13 protein-coding genes are annotated in these 15,380 nt (G+C 59.6%); 6 read left to right on the top strand and 7 right to left on the bottom strand.

The features are described from left to right. Positions 1 to 373: 373 nt before the first annotated feature. The 5 genes from IPK17_RS02130 to IPK17_RS02110 form a co-directional block, all read right to left on the bottom strand. Positions 374 to 673 carry a sigma-70 family RNA polymerase sigma factor gene (locus tag IPK17_RS02130; protein ID WP_343416021.1) on the bottom strand — a complete coding sequence of 100 codons (300 nt, stop codon included), beginning with the start codon at positions 671 to 673 and terminating at the stop codon, positions 374 to 376. Then, positions 600 to 968, bottom strand: a complete 369-nt coding sequence (locus IPK17_RS02125) for a hypothetical protein (RefSeq protein ID WP_343416020.1) — start codon at positions 966 to 968, stop codon at positions 600 to 602. Before IPK17_RS02125 ends, IPK17_RS02130 begins: the two co-directional genes overlap by 74 nt. 315 nt (positions 969 to 1,283) lie before the next feature. Continuing rightward, positions 1,284 to 2,246 carry a transglutaminase family protein gene (locus tag IPK17_RS02120; protein WP_343416019.1) on the bottom strand — a complete coding sequence of 321 codons (963 nt, stop codon included), beginning with the start codon at positions 2,244 to 2,246 and terminating at the stop codon, positions 1,284 to 1,286. Further along, positions 2,246 to 3,202, bottom strand: coding sequence for an alpha-E domain-containing protein (locus IPK17_RS02115; protein WP_343416018.1), 957 nt, complete (start codon positions 3,200 to 3,202; stop codon positions 2,246 to 2,248). Before IPK17_RS02115 ends, IPK17_RS02120 begins: the two co-directional genes overlap by 1 nt. Positions 3,203 to 3,214: 12 nt before the next feature. Beyond that, positions 3,215 to 4,669: a circularly permuted type 2 ATP-grasp protein gene (locus IPK17_RS02110; protein WP_343416017.1), complete on the bottom strand. Its 1,455-nt coding sequence runs from the start codon at positions 4,667 to 4,669 to the stop codon at positions 3,215 to 3,217. Positions 4,670 to 4,985: 316 nt separating this feature from the next. Here IPK17_RS02110 and IPK17_RS02105 point away from each other — a divergent pair, with 316 nt between their 5' ends. The 3 genes from IPK17_RS02105 to IPK17_RS02095 are packed head-to-tail and all read left to right on the top strand — an operon-like array spanning position 4,986 to position 7,433. Beyond that, positions 4,986 to 6,254 carry a PP2C family protein-serine/threonine phosphatase gene (locus tag IPK17_RS02105; RefSeq protein WP_343416016.1) on the top strand — a complete coding sequence of 423 codons (1,269 nt, stop codon included), beginning with the start codon at positions 4,986 to 4,988 and terminating at the stop codon, positions 6,252 to 6,254. Beyond that, entirely contained in the window at positions 6,251 to 6,637 is a 387-nt protein-coding gene (locus IPK17_RS02100) for an ATP-binding protein (protein WP_343416015.1), read from the top strand. The genes IPK17_RS02105 and IPK17_RS02100 overlap by 4 nt, the downstream gene beginning before the upstream one ends. Before the next feature lie 7 nt (positions 6,638 to 6,644). Continuing rightward, on the top strand, positions 6,645 to 7,433 hold the full coding sequence (locus IPK17_RS02095) for a response regulator (RefSeq protein ID WP_343416014.1): 789 nt from the start codon (positions 6,645 to 6,647) through the stop codon (positions 7,431 to 7,433). Here IPK17_RS02095 and IPK17_RS02090 read toward each other — a convergent pair. Further along, positions 7,430 to 8,917: a sensor histidine kinase gene (locus IPK17_RS02090; protein ID WP_343416013.1), complete on the bottom strand. Its 1,488-nt coding sequence runs from the start codon at positions 8,915 to 8,917 to the stop codon at positions 7,430 to 7,432. The genes IPK17_RS02095 and IPK17_RS02090 overlap by 4 nt on opposite strands. Before the next feature lie 364 nt (positions 8,918 to 9,281). Further along, the gene (acs, locus tag IPK17_RS02085; protein WP_502748318.1) at positions 9,282 to 12,023 is read right to left on the bottom strand and encodes an acetate--CoA ligase alpha subunit; all 2,742 of its coding nucleotides are present in this window, start codon (positions 12,021 to 12,023) and stop codon (positions 9,282 to 9,284) included. A gap of 188 nt (positions 12,024 to 12,211) precedes the next feature. Here acs and gnd point away from each other — a divergent pair, with 188 nt between their 5' ends. The 3 genes from gnd to pgl are packed head-to-tail and all read left to right on the top strand — an operon-like array spanning position 12,212 to position 15,326. Continuing rightward, entirely contained in the window at positions 12,212 to 13,129 is a 918-nt protein-coding gene (gnd, locus tag IPK17_RS02080) for a phosphogluconate dehydrogenase (NAD(+)-dependent, decarboxylating) (protein ID WP_343416011.1), read from the top strand. Continuing rightward, positions 13,126 to 14,580, top strand: a complete 1,455-nt coding sequence (zwf, locus tag IPK17_RS02075) for a glucose-6-phosphate dehydrogenase (RefSeq protein WP_343416010.1) — start codon at positions 13,126 to 13,128, stop codon at positions 14,578 to 14,580. The genes gnd and zwf overlap by 4 nt, the downstream gene beginning before the upstream one ends. Continuing rightward, positions 14,577 to 15,326: a 6-phosphogluconolactonase gene (pgl, locus tag IPK17_RS02070; protein WP_343416009.1), complete on the top strand. Its 750-nt coding sequence runs from the start codon at positions 14,577 to 14,579 to the stop codon at positions 15,324 to 15,326. The genes zwf and pgl overlap by 4 nt, the downstream gene beginning before the upstream one ends. Positions 15,327 to 15,380 lie beyond the last annotated feature (54 nt).

Below are 15,380 nucleotides of genomic sequence, written 5' to 3'. Positions count from 1 at the left end.
CGACAGACTCGCCGCGCCTGCGCCGAGTCTGTCGTGAGGGGGCCAATTTGCTGGTTTCCATTCGCTGCCAACGGCCCAATGAAATTGCTGCTGCATAGCCTCAGAGCGCTCTTAGTCGGAAATCGGCCACGTGATTTACCGAATTCTGTGTAGCGGCGAAATTTGGGTTGGTTTACGCCCCAATCCGAAACCCTTAGCGATCGGGCGTTGACCGAAAATTCCACACGCTGCAGGGCGTTTAATGCCCGATTTACAGGGCATTTTAAGCCTTATCGCTAATACATGCTAGGTAGGGAAAAATCCCCCGATTGTTCTGGGAAACTCTGGGCGGGCGGAAACCAGTACAACGACCCGCCCAGAATTCCCCAAACCATTAACCCGCCAGTGCGACATGCCGCATCGCGTCACGGAGCTGGCGCAACCCCAAACTCTTTTCCTTGCGCACCAGTTCCTCTTTGATGCCGAGGTGCTGCGCGATCTCCGCCGTGCTGTAACCATCTTCGTACAACACCATCACGCGCGCCCGCCGAGGAGGAAGCTGGGCCAGCGCCTGATGCAGCGCTTCGTGCTCTTTCCAGTGTTCGGCAACTTCGTGTTCTTCACCTTCTTCGGCGAGCACTTCGTAAAAGTCGTCGAGCGGTACTTGCCCCGCGTGTTTGCGCGATGCTTCCATGATCTTGTACCACGCGATCTTCTTCAAGAAATGCCGTGAACGGCAGGTTGCGATCTTGATATTCGCCCCGTTCCACCTTCAGATAGCCGAGGATGAGTGTCTCTTGCAGGATTTCTTCGTCGTCCGTCGTTGTTCCGTTGCTCCACCGAATGAACTTGAGCACCGGATCGCTGCCGCCGAATGAGAGCCATTCGTTCCAAGCGCGAATCCGATCCGCGGGATCTTCATTGCGGACGGGGAGCATACGTAGAACGAGCGAATGGAGCGACACCGGCAAACTTGAGTACACAACCATGAGCCTTTATCCTTCCAAATGCGTCTGATAGGATATGCAGTTGTTAAGGTACGTCGCGAACCGACCCTAGGTGGCAGTTCGCTCTGATCTATGTCGTTAGTACGTAGAAGTGTGATGAACTGTTCAACACTAACTTTTCAAGTATACAATTAGAACAAATTTTTTGCAAGTGGTCTTGTATGAACCCTCAGGGAAGGATTTATTTGTCCGGAAAAATTGACAAAAACTCGCTCCATTTTGCAGCAAAAAATCAAACGCGAGATGCCTGCATCTCGCGTTTTGATCTCGAGCGAAATTGACGTGCGCGTTTTCGAATTACTGCTGCTGTTGCTGCTGCTGTTGAAGCTGAGCTTCGGCCTGCATGGCGCGTTCTTCTTCCGGTGTCCAGCCCGTCATTGGCACGAGCGCTTCCAGCTCGAAAGGACGCTCGGCGGGTGTGATGTGCACTTCGACTTCCAGTTCGCTCTCCGCCTTCCCTTTGAACACGCCGCGGGTCGGCGGCACATCGCTGTAATCACGTCCCACGGCGACGCGAATATGGCGATCTCCGGCGAGGACGTTGTTCGTCGGGTCAAAACCGACCCAACCGAGCGTTGGCAGGTAGACTTCCATCCACGCATGAGTGGCATCCGGCGTGGAGCGCTCGGTATCCGACCGGAGGTGATAAAGATAGCCGCTCACATAGCGCGAGGGCAAACCGAGCATCCGCGTCACACCGATCATGATGTGGGCGAAGTCCTGACACACCCCTTTACGATTCGTCAGAATATCGTCAATCGCGGAATCGACGGCGGTCACATTCGGCACATAGTCGAAGGCGTAGTAAACCTGAGTGTTGAGTGCCCGCAGCAGCGTGAGTGGATCGGCATGGCGGTACACATTCAGCTCCCGCATGAAGGCGCGCAGCAGTGTTCCATCGGGAATGTGCGGACTGGGTGTGAGCATATCCCAGAAGTCGGCGTTGTCTCCCAGCAAATCGATGTCCGCCCATACGCTGTCCGTCAGTGCCTCGGGCAGGGGCGCCATGGGCAGCATTTCGACGGTCGCTTCCGCGAGGATGGTCATCGATTGATGGAAGGAGGGGATGTCAAAGAAGTGCACGCTGTTGCGCAAGAAATCGGCTGTTTCGCTGACACGGGCGTGCGGGAAGGTGATGAGGTTGAAGCGCAGACAGCGCTGAGTATCTTCGCTGCGCGGCCGCAGGTGGACTTCGGTCACGCTCTCACTGACCGACGCGCTGTAACGGAAATAGGTTTTATGTTGGACGGCGTAGTACATTACATCACCAGTTCATCAATTGGATACCAGATATACGCCTCATAGATCGCATCGTGAATCGCTTCGGCCTGAACCAGCACGGCGTCGAGATACTTATGCAGCCCGCTCACCATGATCTCGTCAATCTGCCCGTAGTCGAGCGCTGCGCGTAAACGTCCGCCAAGCCGGTTGACGCTCTTAGCGCGCTTGCTCTCGGTCATCTGCGTGACCGCCTGGAGCGCTGCGGACAGGCTGTTGACTGCGAAGCGAATCGAATGCGGGAAATCCGGGTTGAGGACGAGAAATTCCGCAATGCGATCCGGACGTAGATCCGCAGTATATACCTTACAGTAGGCTTCGAAGGCCGTACATGACTTGAGCAGTCCAATCCACTCCACGAAATCTTCGCTGACGCGGGCGTGTGAGTCGATGTGTGGATAGGCGGCGTAATGCGATTTAAGGAGCTGGGCGGTCGCCGCGGCGCGTTCCACGGCGCGTCCAATCTGGATGAACTGCCAGCCTTCGCCGTGCGTCATCGTCGAATCGGTGATGCCTTGAAACAGGTGGCAGCCTTCTTTGACGCTGCGTAGAAACTCGTGGGGTTGATCGTTCCAGATGGCGTCGAGGGTGACGGTGCGCGCTTGCAGGGACAGCCGATTGACATGTTCCCACATTTCCGAACTAATCTGTTCGCGCACGTGGCGCGCATTCTCCCGCGCCGAGCTGACACACGCGACAATCGAATTTGCATTGCGCGCATCGAACGTCAGCAGGTGCGTGAGCGAATAGGGATCGCACGGCCCGCTGGGAGGCTCGACGACCAGACTGTCGAGCAGGCGCATCCAACTGCGCTCCGCCATTTCCGGGGCGAGTTCCAGCATCAAGTGGAGCTGCAGGTCAAGCACGCGCGCGTTGTGTTCGGCGCGTTCCAGATAACGGCTCATCCAGTAGAGTGAATCGGCGACTCGTGACAGCATGGCCCGCGCTCCTTAGCTCAAAACCCACGTATCTTTACTGCCGCCGCCCTGCGACGAGTTCACGACCAGCGACCCGCGCCGCAGGGCGACGCGCGTCAGACCGCCGGGGACAATCGTGACCTGATCGCCGCTGTACAGAATGTACGGGCGTAAGTCGATGTGGCGGGCTTCCACGCTGCCGTCGATGTAGCAGGGCGCGCGGGAGAGCGCCAGCGTCGGCTGCGCGATGTAGTTGCGCGGATCAGCGGTGATCTTCTCGCGGAAGGCTTCGCGTTCCCCGTTACTGGCGTGCGGGCCGATCAACATCCCGTAGCCGCCGGATTCGCCCACGGCTTTGACGACCAGCTTGTCGAGGTTGGCGAGCACATGGCGGCGCTGCTTGTCGTCGGAGAGCAGATACGTCTCGACGTTGTTGAGGATCGCATCCTGGTTGAGGTAGTAGCGGATGATGGCCGGGAGATAAGCGTAGACCGCCTTATCATCGGCGACGCCTGTGCCGATAGCATTGGCTAGCGCGACGTTGCCGGAACGATAGACATTCAGCAAACCGGGCACGCCGAGCATTGAATCGGGGCGGAAGGCCAGCGGATCGAGGAAGTCGTCGTCCAGACGGCGGTAGATCACGTCGACGCGCTGCAAGCCCGCTGTCGTGCGCATGTACACGACGTTGTCATGCACCAGCAGATCGCGCCCCTCGACGAGTGTCAGCCCCATTTGTCGCGCGAGGTAGGCGTGCTCGAAGTAGGCGGAGTTGTACACGCCGGGGGAGAGCAGCACAATATTCGGGTCGGCGCGGCGCTTGGGGGCGAGCGCGCGCAGCGTCGCCAACAGCGCCTGCCCATAATGGTCGACCGGGCGCACGCCGTACGTGCTGAACATGCGCGGGAAAACGTACTTCATCACCTGTCGATTCGCGAGCATATACGAGACGCCGCTCGGCACGCGCAGATTGTCCTCCAGCACGACGAATTCGCCGGAATTGACGCGGATCAGATCCGTGCCGACCACGGCGACATACACGTCGTTGGGGACGCGCACCCCGCGCATTTGCCGCCGGTAGTACTTGCAGCTGTAGACGAGGTCGCGCGGGACGATTTTGTCGTTGAGAATGTGCCCATCGTGGTAGATGTCTTTGAGGAAGAGATTCAGCGCTGTGATGCGCTGGACGAGGCCGCGCTCGATCACATCCCATTCGTCGGCAGGGATGATGCGCGGGAGCAGATCATAAGGGAAGATGCGCTCAGTCCCCTCATCGTTCCCGTATACGGTGAAGGTGATCCCCTGATGCAGAAAGGAGAGGTCGGCGGCCTGCTGGCGCTGTTTGAGCTCGTCCGGCGGCAGTTCCAGCAGGCGCTGAAACAAGGCTTCATAGTGCCCACGTGTGCTGCCGTCAGCATCAAACATCTCGTCGTAAGCGCCCGAAAGTTGGTAGTGCGTGAAAGGTGGCGGGAGATCGACAGCGTTCATTTTTCACAACCGTGTTATCCGATGTGCAGATTATAGTGCACTATTCACAACGGGCTATGCGGCTTTACATCAAAAGCGCTGACCTGATTTTGGCAAAAATAAACAAGTTTGTACGGGTTCTATGTTCAAGACGCACACGTTTCATGGAAAAGTGTGGCGATCGTCGCATTCAGTTCACGCCAACGCGTCTGCTGTCGCGCGGACGGTCTTCGTGCCATAATGACTCGCACCATACTCTGCTCGGCAGGCGGCGTGCGCTGCGCGTCGGTCAGAGCGTTTATGGTTTGTGCCCATCTTTCTATGCTAAGCTAGCAACATGACAGACGAAGCCATCTACCAAGATCGAATCCAACAGCTTGAAGAAGAACTCGACTCGTTGACGGCGGCATTGGCGCAAGCGTGGGATCAGCTTGTGCCGTTCCTGCAGGAAGCGCCGCAGCAAGCGAAATCGAGTCAGGACATTGCTCCCGTCATTGAGGCGTTGATGACCGGTTTGGATGCCACGTTTGGCGCGGTCTATCTGCTTCCGCGGCAGGGACAGCCGGAAGAATGGTTCATCCTCCCCGACGATCAGGTTGCCCACAGCGCCCTTCAACCCTTTTTCGTCGACCTTGGCGAACAGACCGATATCTATTGGGCGTATGATATCCCTACGCGCGATGGCGACCATACGCTGTGGATGTTCATGCCGATGAACGTGAGCGGTGAAGTGATCGGCGCGTTGGGCGTCGGGTTCGCTGATCAGGCCAAGGAGCTGAGCTCGCTGGATCGGCGCATGCTCACGCGCATGAGCGAGCGCGCTGCTAACCAACTGATCGCCGCGCGCCTCGAAGAGAGCCGCGCCCGCGAAGCGAAGATGATGCATGAGTTGGAGATCGCCGGAAACATCCAGCGTTCCATTCAACCGGGCAATGTGCCGAACGTGGCCAATCTCGACACTGCCGCGGAATGGCAGCCTGCCAGCAACGTCGGCGGGGATGCCTGGGGCTGGGTGACGCAGCCCTGCGGTCAACTCGCCTGCTTCATCGTCGATGTGGCAGGGAAGGGATTACCCGCGGCGCTGGCGGCTGTCTCGCTGCACACGGCGCTGCGTCTGCTGCTGCGCCTCGATCTCGCACCTGACGAAACGCTCGAAGCGGCCAATGCCGAATTTTACGATCCGTACACCAACGCGGGCATTCTGGCGACGGCGGTCGTCTTCCGCGTCGACCCGCAGACGGGCGCGTTTCAACTCGCGAACGCAGGCCATGTCCCGGTGCTGATCCGACAGAACCGCCAGTGGCAGTCGTACATGGCGAACATGCCACCAATCGGCGTGCTGCCAGAGTTTCGCCCGAACATGGACGCGGGAACGCTGGCTTTCAGCGACATGATGATCGTCATCAGCGATGGCCTGAGCGAAATTGAGACCGAAGCCGGAATGTGGGGGGAAGCGGGCGTACGCAACGCGATTCCCGGCCAATTCCATGATATGCGTCAGGTGGTGGATACCGTCTTTGCCGAGGCGGATGCCTATCGCGGGAACGCGCCGCCGCACGATGATCAAACGATGATGGCGCTGCAATTCTTGGGAGGGAGAAATTGATCATCCCGGCGACTTTTCAGGCTCTAGAGCAAATCACCGACTACATCATGCAGCTCGCTGCCCACATCGACCCGGAAACTCGTTCGCAGTTGGTATTGGCCGTGCACGAACTGTGTATGAATATCGTGCAGCACTCCTACGCTGGCGAAACCGGTATGATTGAAATTGATGGACACTGGAGCGGTTCGCGGCTCGAACTGACCATCCGCGATACCGGATCACACGCGTTTGTGCGCCCGGATGTCATTAAGCCGCCCAATATCTTCGATTTTCCGGAGAGTGGGTGGGGTATCTATATTGTGCATCAGGTGATGGACAGCGTAAAATACGAACGCTTCGCAGGTCACAATCAGTGGTCGCTGGCGAAGCAGTTCAGTCGGTGAGGGACGAATGACGAATCTGCTGGTGGTTGACGACGAGAGCGCAACCCGACGTTTAGTTGCCTATACGCTTAAATCGCTGCGCATTGAAGTGACGGGGGCCGAAACTGGCGCCGAAGCCATGAAGCTCGCCGCCGAAGGTGATTTCAAGATGATCTTGCTTGACATCAACCTGCCCATGACGGACGGTTTCACCCTGTTGACCATGCTCCGCGGCCTGCCCAACTTGAATGGCGTGCCGATCATCATGTTCACGGCGCGCAGCAACCCGAAAGACGAAATGCGCGCGAGTGAACTTGGCGCGAATGGTTTCCTGTACAAGCCGTTCACCACCGCCGAACTGCGCACGCTGGTGACGAATTATCTCTCCAAAGCGACCACGCAGGAGACGATGCCCATTCGTCCGGAGACTGCATTTGAGCCGCGCTTGGGCACACCACTCGGCACAGCCGCCGCCGTGCTCACGCCGCCCACAGTAGAGATTCCTCCGGCTTCTTCTGATCAGCCCACCGTTGAGATGGCGCCGATTGCTGCGCCCGTGGCCTCCAGCTTGCCCGCCGTGGAAGTTGTGCCGATCACTGTACCCGCGAAACCTGATCCGCTGCCTGCGCCTGAGTTGATCGTGCCACCTGTACCGCTAGCCCCTGAGCCGGCGGTAGTAAGCGCGCCGATTGTTACAGAGCCACCGCCGACTGCGCCTTTGTCGGAAGCGCCGCCCGCCGCGGAGCCGCCGCCGCCTGCGCCTGTGCCGCCCGAGCCACCCAAGGCCGAGTCACCGTCGGAGACCGCCACCCCTTAGGCGAGCGGAAATGTCGCCGCAAAGCTGAACGTGCTGCCCGCGCCTTCGGCACTCTGCACGTCAATCTCGCCTTCCATGAGATCAACCAACTGTTTGTAAATGGCGAGCCCCACCCCGGCGCCCTCATGGCGGCGCGTCAAGGAGTTGTCCGCCTGCATGAAGCTCTCGAAGATGAGCTGCTGTTTGTCCGGCGGGATGCCGCAGCCGGTGTCGCTGACCTGAAAACGCAGGCGCGATTCGCCGTAGCGGCTTGGCATGGGCCACACGGCGATGCGAACGCTGCCCGCTTCAGTGAATTTCACCGCATTGTTCGTCAAAATGCTGATCACTTGGCGCAACCGCGCCGGGTCGCTGACGATGCGCTGTGGTACCTGCTCATCCACGCTGATCGCGAAGTCGAGTCCCTTGCGGTGGGCAGCGTCCGCCCACATCGTTTCGATCTCCGCCAGTACACCGCGCACATCTACCGGGATCGCCTGCAGTGAGACTGTCCCGCGTTCCAGTTCCGAGAAATCGAGCACTTCGACCAGCATATTCATCAGGCGATGCGCGTTCTCCTGCGCCATCGTGAGGAGATCGCGCTGCTCGTCCGAGAGGGGCGTTTCTTCGATGAGCTCCATCATGCCGAGCATGATTGTCATCGGCGTACGCACCTCATGGCTCATCTTGGCGACAAATTCGCTCTTGTGCTGCGCCGAGCGGATCGCTGTATCGCGCGCGGTGATCAGGTCGCGTTCGGCGCGCTGGCGTTCGATCAGGCGCGCGTAGCCATCCGCCGCCGTGCGCAGGGCGGCCGTCTCTTCGGGCAGCCAATCGCGCTGGTAGTGGGTTTCTTCCAGTCCAAGAAAACCCTCCAGTCGTTCGTTGACGCGGAACGGCAGCAGCAGCAGGCTATGCAGCGATTGCCCGTTCAGCACCGATTGCATGTCAGGCGGGAGTTGGTTGATATCTTTGGCGGCTACGATGCCATCGCGCGTCAGGAGCTGCACCAGTGAGGGCATATGTTCGTCAAACGCGAAGTTTTGTGTTTCGGCGCGTTTGGCGCTAATCCCCGCCGCGCACCACTCGTGGGTCATGTCCAGCCGCCGCTCGTTTTCGCGGAAGTGGCACACATATACGCTCGATACGCGGAGCATCTCGCCGATTTTGGCCAACACTAAATCGACTGCCGCGGCTGGATCCGTGCGCTCAAAGAAGATGGCGCCGATCTCCCGGTGCAAGCCTTCCAGCGCCAGCAAGCGATCATCACGCATTTTGGCGAGCACCGCCTGCGTTACATCGCTGACGACGAAGGTGTAGCCGATCAGCGTGTACTGCGGGCTGAACATAGGCGCGATCCGCCCTTTGTAATAATGTACGCCGTCGTCGGCAGTGAGCGTGTATTCGATCGGATAGGGGCTCAGCGTGCGGTTGACCTCGGCGATGACGCCGGGAATCACCGCCGAGACTTCTGGCGGCAGCACGTCCTGATAGGCGGCGCCCACATATGCACTCGTCACTGCGGGCGTATCATAGATCGACCACTGCACTGGTTGGTAAAAAAGTATTTTTCCATCAAGAGCAAGCGAAAAAACAAAATCGTCGAGTGATGAAATAAGCGAACGGAGCTGTTCTTCGCTTTGGCTAAGTTCATTTGTCATAGGTTGGCTGCACGCGCGTAAGTCTCAACGGTCAAAGTTGCCTTATTCTATCGTGTTTCAAGGGTGCGCGCTTCGATTGCAGGAGGACAGAGGTCAGGTTGTGTCTCCGTGACCCGCTCACCCGGATTTCACGCACCCTCCCCCCCTCCCCCCGAATTCAGGAACGGGCTGGGCGGGAGCGAGCGAGGGTTAGCTTATCTCACGCTGATTACAGGTTCAGGCTGGCGAGCAGGATGCCTTCGCGATCTGTCGGTTGGAGCGTGAAGCCCAGGCGTTCGACTAGGCGGATCATTTCTCGGTTCTCGTTGTACACGAATCCGAAGATGCGTGACAGCTTTTCATCCTGGGCGACCTTGATGAGCCGCGTCATGATCGCCTTGCCGAGACCCTGATGCTGGTAGCGATCGCTCACCAGAATGGCGAATTCGCCCTCATTCGTCCAGCGGATTTTGCTCACGCGACCGATGCCCATGATCTCCTGCTGGCTGTTGTACTGATTCCGCGTGCAGGCCACCAGCGCGATCTCACGGTCGAAGTCAATGTAGGACAAGCGCGACAGGCGGTTGTGCGCGATACGTTCGTTGAGGTTCATCGCTTGTAGATAGCGCATGAAGACCGTGCGTTCCGACAATCCTTCGTGGAACTTGGCAACCAGCGGTTCGTCTTCCGGGCGGATTGGACGGAAGGTGACATCCAGCCCCTGCTTCGACACCCACGCCTCGGTGTACTGCGTCGGGTACGGACGGATCGCCGGGCGGGGCAGCTTGTCCTCGGTGACGTCTGCGCCGTGCAGCACGACACGCGCATCCAGCGCCAGCAGGCGTTCGGACGAAGCCAGCAGCGGGTTAATGTCGATTTCCTTGATCCACGGCTGTTCGACGACGAGCTGACTGAAGCGCACGAGCAGTTGTTCGAGACCCGCGAGATCGACCGGGTCGCGCCCACGCACGCCCTTCAGCGCCTTATAGATCAGCGTCTCTTCCATCATGCGGCGCGCGAGCACCGTGTTGAGCGGCGGCAGGCTGAGTGCGCTGTCTTTGTAGACTTCGACGAGCGTTCCGCCGGAACCGAACAGGAGTACCGGGCCGAACTGCGGGTCGATGCTGCTGCCGATGATCAGCTCGTAGCCGTCCAGCTTCGCCATCGGCTGCACGGTCACCCCTTGGAAGTGTTCCGCGCCGGCTTTGTCGACCACGGCGCTCTGGATGCGGCGGAAGGCCGCGCGCACCGCGTCTTCGTCGCGCAGATTCAACTGCACGCCGCCGATGTCGGTCTTGTGCGTGATCGTCTCCGAGTTCAGCTTGACCACAATCGGATAGCCGATTTCTTCGGCGCGGGCGACCGCTTCATCTTCGGTCGGCGCGAGCATGGTGTTCACCGTCGGGATGTAGTACGCCGCCAGCACCTGCTTCGATTCGTACTCGGTGAGGATGGTGCGCCCCGTTGAGCGCGCATGCTCGACGATGCTGGCGACCAACTGGCGATTCGGCGTCTCTTCGACGGAGTCGGTCGGCAGGCTGGGCGTCTCGTAGATGCTGTTCAGGTTGGTGTTGTACTGCCACATGTAGTTGAACATGCGGACGGCCGTATCCGGGAACTGGAACGACGGCAGATTCGCCTGATTCAGGATCTTGTCGCCGCGATCCACGTCGACGCCGCCCATCCACGCGGAGAGCACCGGCTTGCCTTCGATCTGGGCGTATTCGGTCAGGCGTTCGGCGGTTGCGGTCGGGTCGGTCATCGCTTGCGGCGTGAGGATCACCAGCAGACCATCGCTGCTCGGGTCTTCGGCGAGGATGCTCAACGTTTTCGCGTAGAGATCGGGGTCGGCATCGCCGAGGATATCGACGGGGTTGTTATGGCTCCACGGCGCTGGCAAAATCGCGTTGAGCTTGTCCATCGTTTCCGACGAAATATCCGCCAGTTCCCCGCCGCCCATAATGAGCGCATCGGTCGCCAGCACGCCGGGACCACCCGCGTTGGTGATGATGGTCAGGCGGTTGCCGTGCGGACGGGGCTGCTTGGCGAGGACTTCCGACATGTAGAACACGTCGGAGATGCGATCCACGCGCAGGATACCGCTGCGGCGGAAGGCCGCATCGAGGACATCATCGCTGCCCGTGAGTGATCCGGTGTGCGACGCGGCGGCGTGCGCAGCAGCTTCAGTGCGCCCGGCCTTAATGATGATGATCGGCTTCTTGAGCGCGACTTCCCGAGCCGCTGACAGGAAGGAGCGGGCGTCCCCCACCGATTCCATGTAGATGACGATGCTCTTGGTGTTCGGGTCATTGCCGAGGTAGTCGATCAGGTCGCCCCAGCCGACATCAAGCATCGAGCCGAGTGAGACGAACGCGCTGAAGCCGACGTTCTCCTTGAAGCTCCAGTCGAGCACGGCGGTGCACAGCGCGCCGGATTGGCTGATGAAAGCCACGTTGCCGGGGTTCGCCATCGCCGCGGCGAAAGTCGCGTTGATCTTGGTGATTGGGCTCATGACGCCGAGGCAGTTAGGCCCGACAATGCGCATGTTGTACTCGCGCGCAATCGCGAGGATTTCCGTTTCCAGCGCCGCGCCTTCCGCGCCGATCTCCTTGAAGCCTGCCGAGATGATGATGACGCCTTTGACGCCGTTCGCCGCGCATTCGCGCATCACATTGGGGACGCTGCGGGCGGGCGTCACGATGACAGCCAGATCAACTTGTTCGGGCAGGGCCGCGAGGTTCGGGTAGGCGCGGATGCCGAGAATGCTGTTCCGGGTGGGGTTGACAGGATAGATTGTGCCGCCAAACGGACTGCTGATGAGGTTCCACAGAATGGTGCGGCCAACGCTGCCGGCACGCTCGGTTGCGCCGATCACGGCGACATTCTTGGGAGCGAAGATCGCGTTTAGGCCTTGGGCCGCGCTGGGAAGGGTTTGGGTGTTGGGTGGGACTTGCTGCACGGGGTACTCCATTCACTACAGAATGATCAAGATTCTGCCACAGAAGTAAGGCAGTCACAATGTGACGTCTTACACAAGCGCAGCCTGATGGTCTGCGAACCGGGGCCAGGAGTGCAGAGCGAATATCTTTGTTAATTTACCGGGACTCGCGGACTGCGCTATGATAATCATACCCTCACTATTTAAGGAGAGACGCTGAGATGCAGCTAGGCTTGATCGGTTTAGGACGCATGGGCGGCAATATGAATGTGCGGCTGCTGGGCGGCGGGCACGAAATGGTCGTCTACAATCTCACCCCGGAGCCGATTGAGGCTGCGGCGGCGGCTGGGGCGACACCTTCGTACTCAGTCGCTGACCTTGTCAGCAAACTGACCGCTCCCCGGGCGATCTGGATCATGATCCCGTCGGGTGAGCCCACCGAAAAAACCGTCACCGAACTCATGGAACTGCTGCAGCCGGGCGACACCATCATTGACGGCGGGAACAGCAACTACAAGGATACGCTGCGCCGCGCGAAGATGGTGCAGGCCAACGGCATGCATTACGTCGATGTGGGGACGAGCGGCGGCATCTGGGGCTTGCAGGAAGGCTACAGCCTGATGGTTGGCGGGCAGACCGAGGCCGTCGAACGCTTGCGCCCGATCTTCGAAACGCTCGCGCCTGCGCCGGATCGCGGGTGGGGTCACGTCGGCCCGAACGGCGCGGGACACTTCGTCAAGATGGTTCATAACGGTATCGAATACGGCATGATGCAGGCCTACGCCGAAGGTTTCGAGATCATGGACGCCAAGACCGATCTCAATCTCGATGTGGCGCAAATCGCGGAAATCTGGCGTACCGGCAGTGTGGTGCGTTCGTGGCTGCTCGACCTGACCGCCGCCGCGCTCCGTGAGAATCCGACCCTCGATGGCATCGCGCCGTATGTCGCGGACAGCGGCGAAGGTCGTTGGACGGTCTTCGAAGGCATCGACCTCGACGTGCCCGCGCCCGTGATCACGCTCTCGCTGATGATGCGCTTTGTCAGTCGCCAAGAGGACAGCTTCGCGGCGAAAATGCTGGCCGCTATGCGCAACCAGTTCGGCGGGCACGCGATCAAGCACGACGGTGAGGCGAAATGACGACGAACGGAACGCAGACCAATACGATTGTCATTTTCGGCGCATCCGGCGACCTCACACACCGCAAGCTCATCCCGGCGCTGTATCGCCTGCAGGTGCAGGGGCGGCTGCCGGGTAATTTTCACGTCGTCGGGTTTGCGCGCCGCCCGTACACCCACGAGGAATTCCGCGCGCTGTTCGACGATGCGGTGAACCAGACGCCGGACTATACCCCCGAGACTTGGGCGGATTTCATCAGCCGCCTGTGGTACTGCCGCGGCGATCTGGGCGTGCGCGCGGATTACGACGCGCTGCAGGGGTTCTTGTACGATTTCGAAGTGGGGCAGTCAAACCGCCTGTTCTATCTGGCAACTTCACCCGATTACTACGACGAGGTGCTCAAGAACCTGTCGGACTCCGGTTTGGCGAGTGAGGAAGACGGCTGGCGGCGCGTGATCGTCGAGAAGCCGTTTGGCTTTGACCGCGGTTCGGCGGCGGCGCTCAACCACACCATTCATTCGGCCTTTGACGAACATCAGGTTTATCGCATCGATCACTACCTCGGCAAAGAGACGGTGCAGAACATCCTGTATTTCCGTTTTGCCAATGCCATCTTCGAACCGCTGTGGAATCGCAATTACATCGATCATGTGCAGATCACCGTGGCGGAAGATGTCGATGTCGGGCACCGCGCCGGCTACTACGACAGCGCGGGTGTCATGCGCGACATGTTCCAGAATCACTTGCTGCAGCTCCTCTCACTGGTGGCGATGGAACCGCCCAATTCGTTCTCGGCTGAAGTGCTGCGCAACGAAAAGGTCAAGGTGTTGAGCGCGCTGCGCCCCATGTCCATCAGCGACACAGTGCGCGGACAGTACGCGGGCTATGCAGCGACACAGGGGGTCGCGCCAAATTCGCAGACGGCGACCTTCGCCGCGCTCAAACTGTACATCGATAACTGGCGCTGGCAGGATGTGCCGTTTTATCTCCGGTCGGGCAAGGCACTCAAGCGCAAGACGAGCGAAATCGTCATCCAGTTCCGCCGTCCGCCCCACCTGTTCATGAATATGACGCGCGGTAAAACGCTTGATCCCAATTTGCTCTCGCTGTGCATTCAGCCCGACGAGGGCATTCATCTGCGCTTTGAGACCAAGATGCCCGGTGCGGCGGACATTCACCCGATGGACATGGACTTCCATTACAGCGAGGGCTATGCGGGGCAGCCGCTGCCCGAAGCCTACGAACGTCTGCTGTTAGACGCCATTCAAGGGGACGCCGCGCTGTTCACGCGTGAGGATGAGATTGACTTGTCGTGGAAGCTGGTCGATTACATCTTGCATGGCTGGGAGTCGCCGTCAGCGCCGCCCTTGTGCATCTACGAACCCGGTTCGTGGGGGCCGGAGGAAGCTGACTTATTACTGTTTCAGGAGGGACGCGGATGGCGTCTCGGCTGCGGAGGGCATGACGAATGAGCTATCGAGTGTACCCGACCCGGGGCGCAGCGGCGCGCGCGCTGGCGACCGAATTTGTGCGGATTGCCGACAAAGCGACGTCCTCACGCGACCGCTTTACGGCGGTGTTGAGCGGTGGCAACACACCGCGCGACGCTTATCGCCTCATCGCGACGGACGAGTTTTCGCGCCAGATCAAATGGTCGCAGACGTATATCTTCTGGAGCGACGAACGCGCCGTCCCGCTTGACCATGCCGACAATAATGCGCGCATGGCCAAAGAGACGCTGCTCAATCATGTTCCGCTGCCACTGCCGCAGTTGTTCCGCATCCAAAGTCAGCATCCGCCGCAGCAGGCCGCTGATGATTATCAGGCGACCATGCAGAAATTCTTCACCGGGCGGCTCGGGATGAAGATCCCCAAATTTGACCTGATGGTGCTTGGCATTGGCGCGGATGGCCACATCGCGTCGCTGTTCCCTGGCACGCAGGCGCTGGCGGAAAAAGAACGCTGGGTGGTGGCTAACGAAGTGCCGCAGCTTGACACATGGCGCGTGACGCTCACCTATCCGGTGATCAACGCGGCGACGAACATTATCTTTCTGGTACTCGGCGAAGAGAAAGCGGCCATCGTCAAGCGGGCGCTCACGCCGCCAGCCGATCCATCCGAGGCGATTCCCGCGCATCTCGTCCGCGCAGCGAACGTCCACTGGATTCTGGACAAACCCGCGGCGGCGCTGCTGGAGGGTCAAAGCCAAACGAATTAACCACGGTGAACACAGAGGGCACAGAGGAATAGATCGAAACAGGACGAGGTGATC

The sequence above is a fragment of the Candidatus Flexifilum breve genome (assembly GCF_016713355.1).
Note: the sequence above shows the minus strand (reverse complement) of the source record. Positions and strands in the feature narration are given on the sequence as shown.